21 protein-coding genes and 1 tRNA gene are annotated in these 17969 nt (G+C 70.7%); 3 read left to right on the top strand and 19 right to left on the bottom strand.

The window, feature by feature from the left end; all coding sequences use genetic code 11:
* Window positions 1-9: 9 nt before the first annotated feature.
* The 11 genes from AB0F89_RS10010 to rplJ all read right to left on the bottom strand — a co-directional run bounded on the left by AB0F89_RS10010 (window position 10) and on the right by rplJ (window position 10911).
* Window positions 10-1245 (bottom strand): MCE family protein, encoded by a 1236-nt coding sequence (locus AB0F89_RS10010; RefSeq protein ID WP_367134803.1) that lies wholly within the window; start codon window positions 1243-1245, stop codon window positions 10-12.
* Entirely contained in the window at window positions 1242-2411 is a 1170-nt protein-coding gene (locus AB0F89_RS10005) for an MCE family protein (RefSeq protein ID WP_367134801.1), read from the bottom strand. The genes AB0F89_RS10010 and AB0F89_RS10005 overlap by 4 nt, the downstream gene beginning before the upstream one ends.
* Window positions 2408-3577 (bottom strand): MCE family protein, encoded by a 1170-nt coding sequence (locus AB0F89_RS10000; RefSeq protein WP_367134799.1) that lies wholly within the window; start codon window positions 3575-3577, stop codon window positions 2408-2410. The genes AB0F89_RS10005 and AB0F89_RS10000 overlap by 4 nt, the downstream gene beginning before the upstream one ends.
* Window positions 3574-4623 (bottom strand): MCE family protein, encoded by a 1050-nt coding sequence (locus AB0F89_RS09995; RefSeq protein ID WP_367134797.1) that lies wholly within the window; start codon window positions 4621-4623, stop codon window positions 3574-3576. The genes AB0F89_RS10000 and AB0F89_RS09995 overlap by 4 nt, the downstream gene beginning before the upstream one ends.
* On the bottom strand, window positions 4620-5648 hold the full coding sequence (locus AB0F89_RS09990; RefSeq protein ID WP_367134795.1) for an MCE family protein: 1029 nt from the start codon (window positions 5646-5648) through the stop codon (window positions 4620-4622). Before AB0F89_RS09990 ends, AB0F89_RS09995 begins: the two co-directional genes overlap by 4 nt.
* Entirely contained in the window at window positions 5645-6973 is a 1329-nt protein-coding gene (locus AB0F89_RS09985; protein ID WP_367134793.1) for an MCE family protein, read from the bottom strand. The genes AB0F89_RS09990 and AB0F89_RS09985 overlap by 4 nt, the downstream gene beginning before the upstream one ends.
* Before the next feature lie 34 nt (window positions 6974-7007).
* Complete coding sequence (locus AB0F89_RS09980; RefSeq protein ID WP_367134791.1) at window positions 7008-7838, bottom strand: MlaE family ABC transporter permease; 831 nt, start codon at window positions 7836-7838, stop codon at window positions 7008-7010.
* A gap of 10 nt (window positions 7839-7848) precedes the next feature.
* Complete coding sequence (locus AB0F89_RS09975; RefSeq protein ID WP_360452870.1) at window positions 7849-8580, bottom strand: ABC transporter permease; 732 nt, start codon at window positions 8578-8580, stop codon at window positions 7849-7851.
* A gap of 50 nt (window positions 8581-8630) precedes the next feature.
* Window positions 8631-9692, bottom strand: a complete 1062-nt coding sequence (locus AB0F89_RS09970; protein ID WP_367134789.1) for an ABC transporter ATP-binding protein — start codon at window positions 9690-9692, stop codon at window positions 8631-8633.
* Window positions 9693-9903: 211 nt separating this feature from the next.
* Window positions 9904-10290, bottom strand: a complete 387-nt coding sequence (rplL, locus tag AB0F89_RS09965; protein ID WP_367134787.1) for a 50S ribosomal protein L7/L12 — start codon at window positions 10288-10290, stop codon at window positions 9904-9906.
* Window positions 10291-10353: 63 nt separating this feature from the next.
* On the bottom strand, window positions 10354-10911 hold the full coding sequence (rplJ, locus tag AB0F89_RS09960) for a 50S ribosomal protein L10 (protein WP_367134785.1): 558 nt from the start codon (window positions 10909-10911) through the stop codon (window positions 10354-10356).
* Between the two features lie 253 nt (window positions 10912-11164).
* Between rplJ and AB0F89_RS09955 the strand changes: the two genes are divergently transcribed.
* Complete coding sequence (locus AB0F89_RS09955) at window positions 11165-11914, top strand: hypothetical protein (protein WP_367134783.1); 750 nt, start codon at window positions 11165-11167, stop codon at window positions 11912-11914.
* A 69-nt stretch (window positions 11915-11983) separates the two neighbouring features.
* On the opposite strand, the gene rplA is transcribed toward AB0F89_RS09955, so the two are convergent.
* From rplA to AB0F89_RS09930, 5 genes are all read right to left on the bottom strand, one after another.
* Window positions 11984-12700 (bottom strand): 50S ribosomal protein L1, encoded by a 717-nt coding sequence (gene rplA / locus AB0F89_RS09950; RefSeq protein ID WP_233825534.1) that lies wholly within the window; start codon window positions 12698-12700, stop codon window positions 11984-11986.
* A gap of 78 nt (window positions 12701-12778) precedes the next feature.
* Complete coding sequence (rplK, locus tag AB0F89_RS09945; protein ID WP_367134781.1) at window positions 12779-13213, bottom strand: 50S ribosomal protein L11; 435 nt, start codon at window positions 13211-13213, stop codon at window positions 12779-12781.
* A gap of 102 nt (window positions 13214-13315) precedes the next feature.
* Window positions 13316-14173: a transcription termination/antitermination protein NusG gene (gene nusG, locus AB0F89_RS09940; protein ID WP_367134779.1), complete on the bottom strand. Its 858-nt coding sequence runs from the start codon at window positions 14171-14173 to the stop codon at window positions 13316-13318.
* A 64-nt stretch (window positions 14174-14237) separates the two neighbouring features.
* Complete coding sequence (gene secE / locus AB0F89_RS09935) at window positions 14238-14642, bottom strand: preprotein translocase subunit SecE (protein WP_367134777.1); 405 nt, start codon at window positions 14640-14642, stop codon at window positions 14238-14240.
* Between the two features lie 31 nt (window positions 14643-14673).
* Window positions 14674-14746: transfer RNA gene (locus tag AB0F89_RS09930), tRNA-Trp, on the bottom strand.
* Between the two features lie 186 nt (window positions 14747-14932).
* Between AB0F89_RS09930 and AB0F89_RS09925 the strand changes: the two genes are divergently transcribed.
* Complete coding sequence (locus tag AB0F89_RS09925; RefSeq protein ID WP_367134775.1) at window positions 14933-16174, top strand: pyridoxal phosphate-dependent aminotransferase; 1242 nt, start codon at window positions 14933-14935, stop codon at window positions 16172-16174.
* 192 nt (window positions 16175-16366) lie between these two features.
* Window positions 16367-16756 (top strand): hypothetical protein, encoded by a 390-nt coding sequence (locus AB0F89_RS09920; RefSeq protein ID WP_367134773.1) that lies wholly within the window; start codon window positions 16367-16369, stop codon window positions 16754-16756.
* 36 nt (window positions 16757-16792) lie between these two features.
* On the opposite strand, the gene AB0F89_RS09915 is transcribed toward AB0F89_RS09920, so the two are convergent.
* From AB0F89_RS09915 to rpmG, 3 genes are all read right to left on the bottom strand, one after another.
* Window positions 16793-17215 carry a MaoC/PaaZ C-terminal domain-containing protein gene (locus tag AB0F89_RS09915; RefSeq protein ID WP_367134771.1) on the bottom strand — a complete coding sequence of 141 codons (423 nt, stop codon included), beginning with the start codon at window positions 17213-17215 and terminating at the stop codon, window positions 16793-16795.
* Window positions 17212-17661, bottom strand: coding sequence for a MaoC family dehydratase N-terminal domain-containing protein (locus tag AB0F89_RS09910; protein WP_367134769.1), 450 nt, complete (start codon window positions 17659-17661; stop codon window positions 17212-17214). Before AB0F89_RS09910 ends, AB0F89_RS09915 begins: the two co-directional genes overlap by 4 nt.
* Window positions 17662-17744: 83 nt before the next feature.
* Complete coding sequence (gene rpmG, locus AB0F89_RS09905; protein ID WP_015105301.1) at window positions 17745-17909, bottom strand: 50S ribosomal protein L33; 165 nt, start codon at window positions 17907-17909, stop codon at window positions 17745-17747.
* Between the last annotated feature and the right edge of the window lie 60 nt (window positions 17910-17969).

Here is a 17969-nt window from a genome sequence, read left to right as displayed (position 1 = left end):
CACCCCTCCTCAGCCCGGCAGACCGAGCAACTGCCCCAGGCTGGTCAGCAGCGGCGCCTCGGGGACGGCCTCGCCGGAGGTCGGCTCCCGACCCGGCTGCGACGTCGCGTCACCCGTCGGCGTCGTGGCCGGGGTGCCACCGTAAGGCGCGTTCTGGGCGCCTCGCACGCCGGTGGCGCTGCCCTTGGCCAGCGCGCAGTATGCCTGCGTGTTGAACTCGGCCGGCGTGGTGTCGGTCCCCTGCCGGATCGCGGTGCCGTCGTAGCCGACCGTGCACGGCGGCGGGTCGAACACGTTCAGGGCCAGCCCGAAGTGCGCGCCCGTGCCGTCGCCCTTGGCCACGCTGAACCCGCCACCGACGATGATCGGGTACGTCACGGCGATCTGCTCCAGCCCGTCCAACCTGGTCACCAGGATGTTCCCGGTGGTCAGCAGGTTGGCCAGCACCACGCCCAGGTTGGGCCCGGTCTCCCGCAGCAGCGCCGACACCTGCTCGGCGGCCTGCGGCGACACCCCGATGAGCCGGCGCAGGTCGGCGTCGGAGTTCTTCAGCTGGTCGGCCAGCGCCCGCAGGTCGGTGGAGAACGACCGGATCGCGCTGCCCTGCGACGCCTGCGTGTTCAGCACGACCAGCCCGTCGTCCAGCAGCGCCTTCGTCTGCGGCAGGTGCTCGGTCGCCGCCTGGGTGAACGCCCTGGTGTTGTCCAGCAGCACCTGCAGGTCGGGTCCGGCGCCGTTGAACGCCAGGTCCAGCTCGTCCACCACGGTCCGCAGCGAGTCCGTCGGCACCGACTTGGCGAACTCGTCCAGGTTGGTCAGCAGGCCGTCCACCGGCGGCGGGGTCCTGGTGGCCGACCGCGGGATGACCGAGCCGTCCTCCAGGTACGGCCCGTCCTCGCCGCGCGGGCGCAGGTCGACGAACTGCTCGCCGACCGCGGACCGGTTGGCGACCACGGCCTCCAGGTCGGCGGGGATGGCGGGCGCGTCCGGGTCGATGTCGAGGTCGACCTCCAGCCCGTCGGCGGTCAGCCGCAGCTGCCCGACCCGGCCGACGGCCACGCCGCGGTAGGTCACCTCGCCGTTGGTGAACACGCCGCCGGAGTCGGCGAGCTGCACCGTCACCACGTACCCGGACGCGCCGAACACCCGGCCCAGCCCGACGTACCGGGCGCCGACGTAGCTGACGCCGACCAGGGCGATCAGCACGAACGCGCCGATCTGGAGCTTGATCCGACCGGGGATCACCGCCCACCCCCGAGCAGTCCGCCGAGCAGGTCGCCCAGCCCCGACGACCCCGCGCCCGGCAGCGCGGGCAGCGGCAGGGGCAGGTTGGGCAGGGGCAGCGGCAGGGACGGCGCGGTGCCGTCGACGCCGGGCAGCCCCGGCAGGCTCGGCAGCGGCGACTGCCGCGACCGGCCCAGGTTGTCCACGACGTTGCCCAGGTCCAGGTCGATGTCGGCGTACAGGTTCGTGTAGTCGCCCTTGATGGCGTCCACCGCCGAGTCCGGGAACGGGTAGGTCAGCAGCAGCTCGAAGGCGTTGGGCAGGTTCGTGCCCGCCTCGACCAGCTTCTGCAGCGTGGGCGTCAACGCCCTGAGGTCGGCCACGACGTCCTCCTTGGACCTGTTCACCGTGTCGACCGCGACGTCGGACAGCGCGTCCAGCGACTGGAGCAGCGTGACGAGCTGGGTGCGCTGCTCGCTGAGCACCTTCAGGCCGGGCTCCAGGCCGTCCAGCACACCGGTGATCCGGTCGCGCTGGGCGTTCAGCGTGCCGCCGAGCCGGTTGAGGCCGTCCAGCGCGCGGGTGATCTCGCCCTTGTGCGCGTCGAGGTCGCCGACCAGCGCGTTCAGGTTGTGCAGCAGCGACCGGACCTGCGGCTCGTTGCCCTCCAGGGCCGCGCTCAGCTCCCGGCTGATGTCCTGGAGCTGGGCGATGCCACCGCCGTTGAGCAGCATGGACAGCGCGCCGAAGACCTCTTCGACCTCGGGGTTGCGGTTGGTCCGGTCGACCGGGATGACCGAGCCGTCGCCCAGGGAGCCCTCTTCGCGCCCCTCGGCGGGTCCGGCCAGCTCCACGTACTTCTCGCCGAGCAGCGCGGACTGGCGCAGCCTGGCGACCGAGTTGCCCGGCAGCTCCACGTCGCCGTTGACCAGCACGGTCACCTCGGCGGTCCAGCCGTCGGCGCCGAGGTCGATCCGGTCGACCCGGCCCACCGGCACGTCGTTGACCTTCACGCCGGCCTGCGGCACGAGGTCCAGCACGTCCTTGAAGTGCACCTTCACCGAGTACGGCCGGTCGCCGACGTCCGCGCCGCCGGGCAGCGGCATGGTGTAGACGCCGTCGAAGCCGCCCGAGCCGCAGCCGGTCAGCACGAGCGCGAGCGCCGCGACACCCCACCGCCGCCTCACTGGGGCACCCCCGCGAGCGGCAGGGGCAGCGGCAGCTTGCCCTGGGACAGGTCGCCCAGCACCTCGGCCGGCGTCTTCAACGGCACCGCGCCGGTGAGCAGCGGCTCCAGTTGGCGGCACGTCTCGGCCAGCACGCCGGGCACCCGGCCGGGCTCGACGCCCTGGACGAGCTTGCAGACCAGCACGATCGGCGGCTGGTTCAGCTCGTTCAGGTCGGCCCGCGTGTCGAGCGTGCCGGAGGCCGCGTTGTAGGCGTTCTGGAGGTTGCCCAGGGCCAGCGGGCCGACGTCCAGCGCCTCGGCGAGCGACGCGCGCTGGTCGACCAGGACCTGGGTGATGCCGGCCAGCTTGTCCACGTTGGACTTGAGCGCGGCCCGGTTGTCCTGGATGAACCCCTGGACCTGGCCGAGCGCGGTGGCCAGCTCGTTCAGCGCGCCGCCCAGGTTCTCCCGCTCGTCCGCGAGGAACCCGGCGACCTCGGCCAGCTGCCGGTTGAAGTCGCGCACCTGGCTGTCGTTCGCGGCCAGCATGCCGGTGAACTTCTGCAGGTTGTCCACGGTGCCGAACAGGTCGTCCTTCGAGCCGGACAGCGTGCGGGTGGCGTCGCCGAGCTGCTTGACGGTGTCGCCGAGCGCCTGGCCGTTGCCCCGGAGGTTGGCCGCCGCCGAGTCGAGCAGCCGCGACAGCGCGCCGTCCTGGTTGGCGCCGTTCGGCCCGAGGGCGGTGGTCAGCTCGTTCAGGCTCGCGTACAGCTCGTCCAGCTCGACCGGGGTGGCGGTGCGCTCGCGCGGGATGGTGGCGTTGTCGCCCAGCACCTCGCCGCCGGTGTAGGCGGGCGCGAGCTGCACGTACCGGTCGCTGACCACGCTGGGCGCGACCACGACCGCCTGCGCGTCCGCGGGCACCCGCACCGAGCGGTCCAGCGACATCACCACCCGGACCGTCTCGCCCCGCGGCTCGACCTCCTCGATGCCGCCGACCCGCACGCCGAGCACCCGCACGTCCGAGCCGGGGTAGACGCCGACGGCCGCGCCGAACACGGCGGTCACGCGGCGGCTGTTCGCGCCGTCGAAGACCCACCACACCGCGGCCGCGGTCACGAGCGCGAGCACGCACGCGATCGCCACGACGCGGGCCAGGTCACGGCCTGCCCTGGTGGTCGTCATCGGTTACCACCCCCCGCGGGAGCAGAGCGCTGCACGCCGGGGGGCAGGCAGCCCTCTTCGTTGAAGCCGACCAGGCCGAGGTTCACCGACGGCGGCAGCAGGCCGCAGATGTAGACGTCGAACCAGCGGCCGTTGCCGAGGGTGTTCGCGAACACCCGGAAGAACGGGCCCATCAGCGCCAGGCTCCGGTCCAGCGAGTCCTGGTTGCGCTGCAGCACGGTGGTGACCCGGTCCAGCTGCTCCAGCGCGGGCCGCAGCTGGGCCGAGTTGTCGGCGACCAGGCCGGACAGCTCCGCCGACAGCAGGCGGGTGCCCCGCAGCAGCGCGCCGATCGCGTCCCGCCGGACGCGCAGCTCCTCCAGCAGCAGGTTGCCGTCCGCGAGCAGCTTCTCGAACTGCTCGTTGCGGTCGGCCAGGGTCTTGGTGACCTGGTTGGTGTTGGCCAGCAGCCGCGCCAGCTGCTCGTCGCGCGAGGAGATCGTCCTCGACAGCGCCGACAGGCCGTCCAACGCGCCGCGCACGCTCTCCGCCGAGCCCTGGAACGTCTCCGACAGCACCTGGAAGCTGGTCGCCAGCTGGTCGGTGTCGATCTCCTCGACCGTGGTCGCCAGGCCGTTGAACGCCTCCTGCACGTCGTACGGCGACAGCGTGCGCTCGCGCGGGATCGGCTCGCCCGGGTCCAGCGGCCGCGAGCCCTGCGGGTCCAGCGCCAGGAACTTCTGCCCGAGCAGGGTCTTGATCCGGATCACCGCGGTGGTGCGGTCGCCGATCCAGGCGTCCTTCACCCGGAACGACACCCGCACCTTGTCGCCGTCCAGCTCGACGTCGGTCACCTTGCCGACCTTGACCCCGGCCACCCGCACCTCGTTGGCCGGGACCAGGCCCGCCGCCTCGGTGAACTCGGCCGAGTACGCGGTGCCGCCGCCGATGATCGGCAGGTCGTCGGAGTTGAACGCGGCGAGCAGCAGCAGGGCGATCACGGTGAGGCTCACCGCGCCGACCACCACCGGGTTGCGCTGCCGGTCCTGGTTCTGGGGCGGTTTCATCGGCGGCACCTCGGCTGGGTGACGGGCAGGGCCGTGATCGGGACGGGGTCGTTGATGATCGGCGGCACGGCGACCTGACCGGTGCCCTCGCACAGGAAGAAGTTGAACCAGGAGCCGTAGGACGCGGTCCGCGACATCGCCTCGATCTTGGTCGGCAGGCGCTGGATGACGCCCTCCACGACCGCCTCGTGGTCGCCCAGCGTCCGGGCTACCAGGCCGAGGTTGGCGATGTCGTCCTTCAACGGCTGCCGCGCCTGGTCGAGCAGGTCGGCCGTGGTCGTGGTCAGCTCGCCCATGGCGCTGATCGCGTCGCCGATCGGCTGCCGGTCGCCCGCCAGGCCCGTCGTCAGCTCCTGGAGCGTGGTGACCAGCGCGGCCACCTGCTCGGTGCGCGAGTTGACGGTGTCCAGCACGGCGTTGAGGTTGTCGATCACCTCGCCGATCACCTGGTCGCGGCTCGCCAGCGTGGACGTCAGCGACGCGGTGTGGCGCAGCAGGCTGTCGATCGTGCCGCCCTCGCCCTGGAGCACCTTGATGATCTCGCTCGACAGCCGGTTCACGTCGTCCGGGTTCAGCGCCTGGAACAGCGGCTTGAAGCCGTTGAACAGCACGGTCAGGTCGAGCGCCGGCTTGGTGCGCTCCAGCGGGATGACGCCGCCCGGTTCGAGCGCGGACGCGTCGCCGACGCCGTGGTCCAGCGCGATGTACCGCTGGCCGACGAGGTTGCGGTACTTGATCGTCGCGGTGACCGAGCGGGGCAGCGCGCGGTCGCCCACCAGCGAGAACTCGACCTCGGCCAGCCGCCGGTCGACCACCCGGATGCCGTCCACCTGGCCGACCCGGACGCCCGCGATGCGGATGTCGTCGCCCTCGTTGAGCGCCGTCACGTCGGTGAACCGGGCGGTGTAGCCGGTGGCGCCGGAGAAGCCGACGTTGGAGATGGTCACCGCGAGCAGCGCGGTCGCCATGATCGTGACCAGGGCGAACACCCCGAGCTTGAGCAGCGGCGCGGCCAGGGACCTCACGCGGTCACCTCCGCTCCCCGGTACAGGGGGCCGAGCAGCAGCGCGGTGAAGCTCGGCATCTCGTCCTCCCCCACCCCGAACTGGGGCGCGAGCAGCGCGGCCAGGAAGTCCTGCTCCTCCGGCGAGTTCGCCAGCGACGGCACGCCGCCGAACGACGACACGACCGTGCCGTCCTCCCGGATCGTCCCGGTGTTCGGCGGCAGCACGCCGTCGGTGGCCGAGCGCGCGGGCGGCGGTGACGACGAGCCGTCCTTCACCGGGCCCTCCGGCGGGTACTGCGGGAACGGGTCGGGCCGCGGCACGATGTCGTAGCAGCGCGGGCCGCGCTTGTCGGCGTACTCCGGGTCGTCCTCGCCCGGCTCGTACTTGCCGCGGCTCGCGGTGACCTCCAGCGTGATGTGCAGGCCCGGCTCGTCGGTGCCCTTGCCGAACACCTCGTCCATGATCGGCTTGAACTCGGAGAGGCCCTTGAGCAGGCACGGGTACTCGGGCGCGTACTTGGCCAGCAGGTCCAGCGTCGGCCGGCTGACGTCGGCGAGCTGGATCAGGTTGTTCCGGTTCACCGCGAGGAAGCTGTTCAGGTCGAGCGCGGTGGTGGTCAGCGTGCCGTACATGGTGAGCAGGTCCTCCCGCTGCTCCACCAGCGTGCGGCTGGTGACGGTGGCGTCGGACAGCGCCTGCACCAGGTCGGGCGCGGCGTCGGCGTAGACGTCCGAGACGTCGGCCAGCCGGCTGATGCCGTCCTTCAGCTCCGGCAGCTGCGGGTTGAACTCGCCCAGGTAGGAGTCGAGCTGGACCAGCGTCTCGCCGAGCGGCCTGCCCCGGTTCTCCAGCGCCTGCGACATCGCGGTCAGCGTGGTGGCCAGCTTCTCCGGCTGCACGGCCTGGAGCACCGGCAGCAGGTCGTCGAGCACGCGTTCCAGCTCGACGGCGGAGCTGGACCGGTCCTGCTCGATGACGTCGCCCTCGGCCAGCGGTTCCGCGCGCCGCTCGGGCAGCACCAGGTTCACGTACCGCTCGCCGAACAGCGTCTTCGGCAGCAGCCGCGCGGAGACGTTGCCGGGGATGTGCTCGACCTGCTCCGGGTCCAGGGCCAGGCCGAGCTCGGCGCCGTCACCGGAGGTCCGGATGTCCTCCACCTGGCCGACGACCATGCCGCGCACCTTGACGTCCGAGTCGACCAGCAGCTGGTTGCCGACCCGGTCCGTCTTCACCGTCACCCGCACGACCTCGGTGAACGCGTCGTTGTACAGCGCCACTGTGACGCTCAGGAAGAGGGCGATGACCGCGATGAACGCGACACCCAGGAGCCGCCGCTTCAGCATGTCGCCACCTCCGCGGGGAAGAGCACGTCGGCGGTCATCCGGCGATCCTCACCGTCGTCGTGGTGCCCCAGATGGCCATGCTCAGGAAGAAGTCCAGCAGGCTGGTCGTGACGATCGCCGTGCGCACCGCGCGGCCCACCGCGATGCCGACGCCCGCCGGGCCGCCGCTGGCGCGGTAGCCGTAGTAGCAGTGCGTCAGGATGATCACGACGGCGAACACGAGCACCTTGCCGAACGACCAGAGCACGTCCACCGGGGGCAGGAACAGGTTGAAGTAGTGGTCGTAGGTGCCCGCCGACTGCCCGTAGAACTGGACCGTGATGAACCTGGCCGCGAGGTACGAGGTGAGCAGGCCGATCACGTACAGCGGGATGATCGCCACGAAGCCCGCGATGATCCGGGTGGTGACCAGGTACGGCATGCTGGGGATGCCCATGACCTCCAGCGCGTCGATCTCCTCGGAGATCCGCATCGCGCCGAGCTGCGCGGTGAAGCCGGAGCCGACCGTCGCGCTCAGCGCCAGGCCCGCGACCAGCGGCGCGATCTCGCGGGTGTTGAAGTAGGCCGACACGAAGCCCGCGAACGCCGACGTGCCGATCTGGTTCAGCGCGGTGAAGCCCTGCAGGCCCACGACCGTGCCGGTGAACACCGACAGGCCGACCATCACGCCGATCGTGCCGCCGATGACGGCCAGCGCGCCGGAGCCGAAGCTCACCTCGGCCAGCAGCCGCAGCGTCTCCCGCAGGTAGCGGGTCAGCGTGCGCGGCGTCCAGCACAGCGCTCGGATGTAGAACCACAGCTGGTCACCGAAGGTGTCCAGCACGGACAGCGGCGCGTTCGCCGCCTTGCGGAACCGGTCGTTCATCGCGGCCACCTCAGCTCCCCTTCGCCGGGACGACCTGGAGGTAGATCGTGGTGAGCACGAAGTTCACGAAGAACAGCAGCAGGAACGTGATGACCACGGCCTGGTTGACCGCGTCGCCGACGCCCTTCGGCCCGCCCGCCGGGTTCAGGCCGCGGTAGGCGGCCACGATGCCCGCCAGGAAGCCGAAGATCAACGCCTTGATCTCGGAGATCCACAGGTCCGGCAGCTGCGCCAGGGCGCTGAAGCTCGCCAGGTACGCGCCGGGCGTGCCGTCCTGGAGGATCACGTTGAAGAAGTAGCCGCCCATCACGCCGACCACGCTGACCATGCCGTTGAGCAGCACGCTGACCAGCATCGCGGCCAGCACCCGCGGCACGACCAGGCGCTGGATCGGCGAGACGCCCAGCACCTCCATCGCGTCGATCTCCTCGCGGATCTTGCGCGAGCCGAGGTCCGCGCAGATCGCCGACCCGCCCGCGCCCGCGATCAGCAGGGCCGTCACGATCGGGCTGGCCTGCTGGATGATCGCCAGCACGCTCGCCGCGCCGGTGAACGACTGCGCGCCGATCTGCCGGGTCAGCGAGCCGATCTGGAGCGCGATGACCGCGCCGAACGGGATCGACACCAGCGCCGTGGGCAGCACCGTCACGCTCACCACGAACCAGCACTGCTGGATGAACTCGCGCAGCTGGAACGGGCGGCGGAACGTGTTGCGGACGACGTCGATGCCCAGGGCGAACATCCGGCCGGTCTCGCGCAGCGCGCCGACGCCCGGGAACGACGCCGGTGCGCTCACAGCACGCCCCCCTGCCGCGGCCACGGGCTGGGCGTGGTCGGAACCGCGCCCGCCGGCACTCGGTAGTGGCGCTGCTCGTCGGGCGTGAGGCTCGCGATGATGCCCTGCTGCGCGTCGGGCGGCAGCGTGTGCAGGATGCTCATCACCCGGTCCTTGCGCCGGCGGACCGCGCCGCGCGGCGGCAGGCCGGGCGTCGGCTCCAGCTGCGGCACCACGCCGCGCACGTCCTGGTCCGGCGAGCCGTCCGAGTGGCCCGCGTCGCGGTGCGCCAGCTCGGCGGCCATCGTCGCCTGGTCCTTCTCCTCGGACATGCCGATCGGACCGATGCGGCGGCCGTTGAGGAACTGCTCGACCACCGGTTCGTCGCTGGTCAGCAGCACCTCCCGGGGGCCGAACATGACCAGCTCGCGGCGGAACAGCATGCCCAGGTTGTCCGGGACCGTGCGGGCCACGGTGATGTTGTGCGTGACGATCAGGATCGTGGCGTCGATCTGCGCGTTCAGGTCGATCAGCAGCTGGCTCAGGTAGGCCGTGCGGACCGGGTCGAGGCCGGAGTCCGGCTCGTCGCACAGGATGATCTCGGGGTCCAGCACCAGGGCGCGGGCCAGGCCGGCGCGCTTGCGCATGCCGCCGGAGATCTCGCCGGGGAGCTTGCGCTCCGCACCGACGAGGCCGACCATCTCCATCTTCTCCAGCACGATCCGCCGGACCTCGGCCTCGGTCTTGCGGGTGTGCTCGCGCAGCGGGAAGGCGACGTTGTCGAAGAGGTTCATCGAGCCGAACAGGGCGCCGTCCTGGAACAGCACGCCGAACAGCTTCCGGGTCTCGTAGAGCTTGTGCTCGGAGCAGCGGACCAGGTCGACGCCGTTGATGACGATCCGGCCCCGCTCCGGTTTCAGCAGCCCGACCAGGGACTTCAGGAAGACCGACTTGCCGGTGCCCGACGGGCCGAGCATGACGCTGACCTCACCCGGCGGGAGGGTGAGCGTGACGTCCCGCCAGATGGTCTGCTTGCCGAAGGACTTGGTCAGGCCCTCGACGACCACCTCGACGCCCATCGCACCTCCAGCTCACCGGCACCAACGCCGACGCCGGGCAGACCGGCGTCATACCGGTGCAACGAGGCCGCACCGTCGCGGTTACTCACCAGTTGGGTTTGGGGTGGTCTCGGATGGGTAACACTGTGAGCAGCGTCTCCTCCACGCGGATAGCGCGAAGGCGGGGCACCCGACCGGGTGCCCCGCCTTCGCGGCAGCGTGGAGCGCTAGATCACTTGAGCGAGATCTTGGCGCCGGCGGCCTCGAGCTTCTCCTTGGCGGCGTCGGCGACGTCCTTCGCCACGTTCTCCAGCAGCGGCTTCGGAGCGGACTCGACCAGCTCCTTGGCCTCCTTCAGGCCCAGGCCCGAGACGACCTCGCGGACGACCTTGATGACCTGGATCTTCTTGTCGCCGGCGCCCTCGAGGACGACGGTGAACTCGTCCTTCTCCTCCTCGACGGGGCCCGCGGCGGCGGCCGGGCCGGCAGCGGCAACGGCGACCGGAGCGGCGGCGGTGACCTCGAAGGTGGTCTCGAACTCCTTCACGAAGGCCGAGAGCTCCAGGAGGGTCATCTCCTTGAACGCGTCGAGCAGCTCGTCGGTGCTGAGCTTCGCCATGATGGCGGTCCTTTCTCTTTCAACGCCCGAACTGCGGCCGGGACGCGAGTGTCTGGGGTGGAATCAGCTTTCGGCCGGAGCGTCGGCCTCGGCGGCGGCAGGCGCCTCCGCGGCCTTCTTCTCCTGGAGGGCAGCAGCCAGGCGAGCGACCTGGGAAGCCGGGGCGTTGAACAGACCCGCGGCCTTGGCCAGGTTGCCCTTCATCGCGCCCGCCAGCTTGGCGAGCAGCACCTCACGGGTCTCGAGGTCCGCGATCGCGGAGACCTCGTCGACCGAGAGGGGGCGGCCGTCCATGTAGCCGCCCTTGATGACCAGGGCCTTGTTGTCCTTCGCGAAGTCACGCAGGGCCTTCGCCGCGTCGACCGGCTCGCCTTCGACGAAGGCGATCGCGGTCGGACCGACGAGCAGGGCCTCGAGGCCCTCGACGCCCGCGTCCTCGGCGGCACGCTTGACCAGCGTGTTCTTCGCAACGGTGTACGTGGTGCCCGCGCCGAGAGCGCGACGCAGCGTGGTGAGCTGCGCCATGGAGAGGCCGCGGTACTCGGTCACGACAGCGGCCGAGCTTCCACGGAACTTGTCCGTGAGCTCGGCGACGGCCGAAACCTTGCTGGGCTTCGCCATGATCGCCTCCTCTCTGGGCTTGGTGACGCGCCGGTCGAGAGGTCCGCGCAAACAAAAACGCCCCGGCGCAGCAGCACGGGGCGTGACGGGCGCGCGAGCGCGCCGGTGTCTTCCTCGTTCTCCTGCGCGGGCCGCCCGCTACGCGGGACCTTCGCTCCGAGTCAGCCGACCCGGACGACCAGCGGTCTTTGGTGAACCGCTGTCGAGAGTACGGGACGTGTCCCGACGGCTCCAAATCGGCATGATGTGACCCGTGACCGAAGAGCCACCGAGGAACCCGCCGCCACCGGACGTCGACCCGGAACAGCTACGGCAGTTCCAGGAGTTCCAACGGTTCCAGGAGTTCCAGCGCTTCCAGCAGTCCCAGGGCGCCCCACCGAGCCTCCCGCCGGGCTCCGCTCCCCCGGGCCTCCCACCGGGCTCCACCCCACCGGGCCTGCCCCCGGCTCCCCCACCACCACCGCGCAAGCCGCTCTGGAAGATCCTGCTGCAGAGCAAGCTGGTCCGCCGCCTGGTGTACCTGGCGATCGTGCTGCTCGTGCTGTCGTACTTCTACGACAGGTACTTCGGCGGTGACGACCCCGGCAGCGTGGCGGTCGACAGCGGCGGCGTGGAGAACAACGTCATCGCGCCGCCGACCCCGTACGGCAGCACCGGCACGGTCGGCATGTTCTACAAGCACGTCGGCACCGGTGACGGCAACCAGGCGTGCCTGTACTTCAAGGGCGACGAGCCGAGGAAGGCGTTCGCGGACGCCTTCGGCGCGGCCGACTGCCCGGCCGCGGTGGCGAAGCTGAAGCCCCAGGTCGCCGACGTGACCACCTACCGCCAGCTCGGCTTCCCCGACACCATGGTCACGCCGCCCGCGTCCGGCTCGGTCGAGGTCAGCTCCTGCGCCCTGGTCGTGCGCAACGGCCCCAAGCTGGGCAAGTTCGTGCTCACCAAGCAGCCGGGTGGCGCGTGGGCGATCACCGACTACCGGGCCGAGCCCACCTGCCCCTGACCGGCCGAACGCGAAGCGCCCCCCGGCGGGAGGCCGGGGGGCGCTTCGGGTCTTGCGGACGAGGCGTCGTCAGACGGTGGCCTCGTCGACCAGCAGGTTGCGGGTCCGGTTCGGGTCGACCGGGATGCCCGGGCCCATCGTGGTCGAGACGGTGATCTTCTTCAGGTACCGGCCCTTGGCCGCGGACGGCTTGGCGCGGAGGATCTCGTCCAGCGCGGCGGCGTAGTTCTCGACCAGCTTCTCCGGGTCGAACGACACCTTGCCGATCACGAGGTGCAGGTTGGCCTGCTTGTCGACGCGGAAGTTGATCTTGCCGCCCTTGATGTCCGCGACGGCCTTGGTGACGTCGGGCGTCACGGTGCCGGTCTTCGGGTTCGGCATCAGGCCGCGCGGGCCGAGGATGCGGGCGATGCGACCGACCTTCGCCATCTGGTCGGGGGTGGCGATCGCGGCGTCGAAGTCGAGCCAACCACCCTGGATGCGCTCGATCAGGTCCTCGGAGCCGACCGCGTCGGCGCCGGCGGCCTCGGCCTCGGCGGCCTTGTCACCGGTGGCGAAGACGATCACGCGGGCGGTCTTGCCCGTACCGTGCGGCAGGTTCACGGTGCCGCGGACCATCTGGTCGGCCTTGCGCGGGTCGACGCCGAGCCGGATGGCGACCTCGACGGTCGCGTCCAGCTTCACCTTGGAGGTCTCCTTGGCGAGCTTGGCTGCCTCCAGCGGCGAGTAGAGCCGCTCCCGGTCAACCAGCTCAGCAGCGTTCTTGTACGCCTTGCTGCGCTTCATGCTTCTGTCCTTAAAGTGGATCAGTTGTGGTGACGAGCCGGCGCTCGGCTCTCCCACTGACTACGAGAAAGAGGAGGGTCAGCCTTCGACCGTGATGCCCATGGAGCGCGCGGTGCCGGCGATGATCTTCGCCGCCTGCTCCACGTCGTTGGCGTTGAGGTCGACCATCTTGTTCTGCGCGATCTCGCGCACCTGGTCCATGGTCACCTTGGCGACCTTGAGGCGGTGCGGCTCGCCCGAGCCCTTTTCCACACCGGCGGCCTTGAGCAGCAGCTTCGCGGCCGGCGGGGTCTTGAGCTTGAAGTCGAACGAGCGGTCTTCGTACACGGAGATCTCGACCGGCACGACGGTGCCGCGCTGCGACTCGGTCGCGGCGTTGTACTGCTTGCAGAACTCCATGATGTTGACGCCGTGCTGGCCCAGCGCGGGACCCACGGGCGGCGCGGGGTTCGCGGCCCCGGCCTTGATCTGCAGCTTGATGATCGCTGCGAGCTTCTTCTTCTTGGGAGGCATCTCGGTTCCTTTATTGCGGTGTCCGCGCGCGGCCCTGCCAGCCGCAGCGTGGCTGCCGGCGCCCGTCCGTCGGGAGGGGCGCCGGAGTCTGTGTTGTCCTGGCTAGATCTTGGAGACCTGGCTGAACGACAGCTCGACCGGGGTCTCGCGACCGAAGATCGACACCAGGACCTTCAGCTTCTGGCCGTCCGCGTTGACCTCGCTGATCGTGGCGGGCAGCGTGGCGAACGGGCCGTCCATGACGGTGACCGACTCGCCGACCTCGAAGTCCACCTCGACGGTCGACTTCACGGGCGCGGTGGCGCTCTTCTTGCCGGCGGCGGGCTTCTGCTCGACCTGCGGCAGCAGGAACTTCAGCACCTCGTCGATGGTCAGCGGCGACGGCTTCGACGTCGCGCCGACGAAGCCCGTCACGCCCGGCGTGTTGCGCACGGCGCTCCACGACGCGTCGTTCAGCTCCATCCGGACCAGGATGTAGCCGGGCAGCACCTTGCGCTGCACCTGCTTGCGCTGGCCGTTCTTGATCTCGGTGACTTCCTCGGTCGGCACCTCGACCTGGAAGATGAAGTCCTCCATGTCGAGGGTCTGGATGCGCGTCTCGAGGTTGGTCTTGACCTTGTTCTCGTAGCCCGCGTACGAGTGCACGACGTACCAGTCGCCGGGGGCGCGCCGCAGTGCTTCGCGCATCTCCTCGGCGGGGTCCGCGGGCTCGGCGTCGATGTCGACCGCACCGGCGGTCTCGATGTCGCCGCCGGACTCCACGTCGCCACCCGACTCGACGTCCTCGTCGGACTCGTCGTCGGATTCGACGTCGCCGCCGGACCCGGCCTCGACGGGGGCGGACTCCTCGGTGTCCTCCGACGCCTCCGCCTGCTCGACGTCCTCGACGCCACCGTCGAAGTCCCGCTCGTCGGACAGGTCGTTCAGCTCCCGGGCGTCAACGCCGTTCTCGGAGGTCACTGTGGGTCTCGCTTCCTCTCATGCATCACATGTCCGCCGCCACCGGGGGCGGCAGGTGCTCGGCTCAGCCGAACACCCTGAACATGCCCCAGGCGAAGGCCGAATCCAGGCCGAACACCAACGCCACCATGAAGGCCACGAAGACCAACACGACTCCGGTGTAGGTGACCAGCTGCTTGCGGGTCGGCCAGATGACCTTCCGCAGCTCGCTGACCACCTCGCGGACGTACCGGACGATGCGGGCGAAGAAACCGGCCCGCTTCTCCGAGTCCGCCCGCGAGCGCGTGGGACGGCCCTTCCTGGCCTCCTCGGCGTCGGAGTCGGCCTCGGCCGCCTTCTTCGCCTCGGCGGAGTCCTTGCGGCCCGCCGGACGCGCGGAACCACGGCGCTCGCGCCGCGCTGCGGCGGTAACCGGCCGGGATGCGCTCTCGCGCTCGTCCGGCTGGTCCTGCTCGCGGCCCTCGCTCATGCCGTCCTCCGCTCACCATCGCGCTTCGACGCAGGGGCGACAGGACTTGAACCTGCAACCTGCGGTTTTGGAGACCGCTGCTCTGCCAGTTGAGCTACACCCCTTTGGGATCCTGGACCCAGGACCCCCTGGCGGAGACGCCCCGCACCCTCCTCACGTGGCCCGTGAGGCAGCGACTGGACGTTCCAAGACCGGAAGCATACGGCACCAAGTGCCCCTCCTTCCAACTGGCCCGGTCAGAGGGGGTGCCGGGGGCCGTGCCGGTTGTGCGATCTGCCACGATTGGCCCCATGGGCACGCCTGAGACGACCACCGGGACCAGTACCTCCGAGCACCCGCGGATCTCCGAGCGGATCGGTGGCATCGCCGAGTCCGCCACCCTCGCCGTCGACGCGAAGGCGAAGGCGCTCAAGGCCGCGGGCCGCCCGGTGATCGGCTTCGGCGCGGGCGAGCCCGACTTCCCCACCCCGGAGGCCGTCGTCGCCGCCGCCCAGGCGGCCTGCGCCGACCCGCGCAACCACCGCTACACGCCCGCCGCCGGCCTGCCGGAGCTGCGGGAAGCCGTAGCCGCGAAGACCAAGCGCGACTCGGGCTACGAGGTGACCGCCGCGCAGGTGCTGATCACCAACGGCGGCAAGCAGGCCGTCTACCAGGCGTTCGCCACGGTCGTGGACCCGGGCGACGAGGTGCTGCTGCCCGCGCCGTACTGGACCACCTACCCCGAGGCGATCACGCTCGCGGGCGGCGTCCCGGTGCAGGTCACGGCGGACGAGTCGACCGACTACCTGGTGACGGTGGAGCAGCTGGAGGCGGCGCGCACCCCGAGGACCAAGGTGCTGCTGCTGTGCTCGCCGTCCAACCCGACCGGCTCGGTCTACACCCGCGAGCAGATCACCGCGATCGGCGAGTGGGCGCTGGAGCACGGGCTGTGGGTGATCAGCGACGAGATCTACGAGCACCTGGTCTACGACGGCGCGGAGGCCGTGTCGCTGCCGGTGGCCGTGCCGGGCATGGCCGACCGCACGATCGTGCTCAACGGCGTGGCGAAGACGTACGCGATGACGGGGTGGCGGGTGGGCTGGCTGATCGGCCCGGCGGACGTGGTGAAGGCCGCCGCGAACCTCCAGTCGCACCTCACGTCGAACGTGGCCAACGTGTCGCAGCGGGCCGCGCTGGAGGCCGTGTCCGGGCCGCTGGACGCCGCGCACGAGATGCGCGAGGCGTTCGACCGGCGGCGGCGCACGATCGTGGACATGCTGTCCGCGATCCCCGGCGTGCGGTGCCCGACCCCGAAGGGCGCGTTCTACGTGTACCCGTCGGTCAAGGCGCTGATCGGCAAGCGGCTGCGCGGCACGACGATCACCGACACGGTGCAGCTCGCGGCGCTGATCCTGGAGCACGTCGAGGTGGCCGTGGTGCCCGGTGAGGCGTTCGGCACCCCCGGCTACCTGCGGCTGTCGTACGCGCTCGGCGACGACGACCTGAAGACCGGCGTGACGCGGATGGCCGAGCTGCTGGGCGAGGTCGAGTAGCACTTTCCGTCACGAAGGGCACCCCGGCCGGGGTGCCCTTCGGCGTTTCCGGGCTCTGCCGGTCACAGTACAGTGCTGTGATTTCGCTTACACCTACCGTCCGTAATCCCTTCGGGTGACCGCTGTAACCGCCACCAGAAACACACCGATGGTCTATTCAGCGGAACCGATCTTCACCCGAGGAGCCCAGCCATGACGGAGTCCGTCCCGCCCGAGCGACCGGGCCGCACGTGGTTGGTGGTCGTGGCGTCGGCGGTGCTCGTGGTCGGCGCGGTCGCGCTCGTGCGGTGGACGACGGCCCCGGAACCACCGGTCCGCGTCGTCTACCACGTCAGCGGGACCGCGGAGCGCGCCACGGTCACCTACTCGACCTTCCAGGGCGGTGAGACGCGCGTGGAGGAGCTGACGTCCCTGCCCTGGCACGTGGAGCTGGTCACCGCGGGAGAGCCGGAGCACGGCGTCCTCACCGTCACCATCGGGCCGGCCGGCGGCGACGTCGCGTGCGAGGTGAGCGTGGCCGACGTCGAACGGCGGTCGGCCACGGCCACCGGCGCCCGCACCAGCGCGCTGTGCGGGTTCTGAGGACGTGCGGCCCGGTCCGGACCTGTGAAGGCGGGCCTACGGGCGCAGCCGGACGCGGGCCGACGCGCCGCCGAGCACGGACCTGCCCTCGTACGAGGCCGTCACGGTGACCTTGAACGTCCCGTCCTCCAGGACCTTCGCCACCTTGCCGGTGACCTCCACCAGGGCGCCCTCGTCGTCGTCGGGCACCGGCACGGGCCTGCCGAACCGCACGCCGTACTCCACGACGGCGCCGGGGTCGCCGGTCCACTGGCTGACGATCCGGCCGGCCAGGCCCATGGTCAGCATCCCGTGCGCGATCACGCCGGGCAGGCCGACCTCGCGGGCGAACCGGTCGTTCCAGTGGATCGGGTTGAAGTCGCCGGACGCGCCCGCGTAGCGGACCAGGTCGGCGCGGGTGATGCGGACCGACAGCGGCGGCAGCTGGTCGCCGACGGAGACCTCCGATGCGCGGATCACGCGTCCTCCCCCCGGACCACCAGCGTCGACTTCGCGGTGGTGACCGGCTCACCCTGCTCGGTGGTGATCTCGGCGCGCAGCGCCAGCATGTCGTTGCCCATCCGGGACGTGATGCCGTCCACGTGCAGCTCGACCCGCAGCCGGTCGCCCGCCGTGATGGGGCGGTGGTGCAGGAACGCCTGGTCGCCGTGCACCACCCGGCTGTAGTCCAGGCCGAGTTCGGGGTCGTCGATCAGGACGTCGTTGACGCCCAGCGACAGCACGATGGCGAACGTGGGCGGCGCGATGACGTCCGGGTGCCCGGCCGCGCGCGCGGCTTCGGGGTCCCGGTGCACCGGGCTCGTCTCGCCGACCGCGTCGGCGAACTCGCGGATCTTCTCGCGGCCGACCTCGTAGGGCGGCGACGGCGGGTAGGAACGTCCGACGAACGACTGGTCGAGTGGCACCCGAGGAGGTTATACGCGGGCAGGTCGCACGCGACGAGGCCCGCCCCGGATACCGGGACGGGCCTCGTCGGAAGTGCTACCGCTCAGCGGGTTTCCTTGTGCGCGCGGTGCGTCTTGCAGTTCGGGCAGAACTTCTTGATCTCCAGGCGGTCCGGGTCGTTGCGCCGGTTCTTCCTGGTGATGTAGTTCCGGTGCTTGCACTCCTCGCACGCGAGGGTGATCTTGGGGCGTACGTCGGTTGCAGCCACGGTCCTTGCCTTTCTAGAGCTCGCTTACCCCGACTCCCCAGTGCGGGCTTACCGCCTGGC

It is taken from the genome of Saccharothrix sp. HUAS TT1 (genome assembly GCF_040744945.1).
GTDB lineage: Bacteria > Actinomycetota > Actinomycetes > Mycobacteriales > Pseudonocardiaceae > Actinosynnema.
The sequence above is the reverse complement of the archived record's forward strand: the minus strand, read 5'-3'. Positions and strand labels throughout refer to the sequence as shown.

Bases quoted from the DNA above. Each gene is read 5' to 3' on its own strand.
- AB0F89_RS10000 (WP_367134799.1), bottom strand. From the start codon at position 3,577: ATGACGACCACCAGGGCAGGCCGTGACCTGGCCCGCGTCGTGGCGATC.
- AB0F89_RS09995 (WP_367134797.1), bottom strand. From the start codon at position 4,623: ATGAAACCGCCCCAGAACCAGGACCGGCAGCGCAACCCGGTGGTGGTC.
- AB0F89_RS09985 (WP_367134793.1), bottom strand. From the start codon at position 6,973: ATGCTGAAGCGGCGGCTCCTGGGTGTCGCGTTCATCGCGGTCATCGCC.
- AB0F89_RS09980 (WP_367134791.1), bottom strand. From the start codon at position 7,838: ATGAACGACCGGTTCCGCAAGGCGGCGAACGCGCCGCTGTCCGTGCTG.
- AB0F89_RS09975 (WP_360452870.1), bottom strand. From the start codon at position 8,580: ATGTTCGCCCTGGGCATCGACGTCGTCCGCAACACGTTCCGCCGCCCG.
- AB0F89_RS09970 (WP_367134789.1), bottom strand. From the start codon at position 9,692: ATGGGCGTCGAGGTGGTCGTCGAGGGCCTGACCAAGTCCTTCGGCAAG.
- rplL (WP_367134787.1), bottom strand. From the start codon at position 10,290: ATGGCGAAGCTCAGCACCGACGAGCTGCTCGACGCGTTCAAGGAGATG.
- rplJ (WP_367134785.1), bottom strand. From the start codon at position 10,911: ATGGCGAAGCCCAGCAAGGTTTCGGCCGTCGCCGAGCTCACGGACAAG.
- rplA (WP_233825534.1), bottom strand. From the start codon at position 12,700: ATGAAGCGCAGCAAGGCGTACAAGAACGCTGCTGAGCTGGTTGACCGG.
- rplK (WP_367134781.1), bottom strand. From the start codon at position 13,213: ATGCCTCCCAAGAAGAAGAAGCTCGCAGCGATCATCAAGCTGCAGATC.
- secE (WP_367134777.1), bottom strand. From the start codon at position 14,642: ATGAGCGAGGGCCGCGAGCAGGACCAGCCGGACGAGCGCGAGAGCGCA.
- AB0F89_RS09925 (WP_367134775.1), top strand. From the start codon at position 14,933: ATGGGCACGCCTGAGACGACCACCGGGACCAGTACCTCCGAGCACCCG.
- AB0F89_RS09920 (WP_367134773.1), top strand. From the start codon at position 16,367: ATGACGGAGTCCGTCCCGCCCGAGCGACCGGGCCGCACGTGGTTGGTG.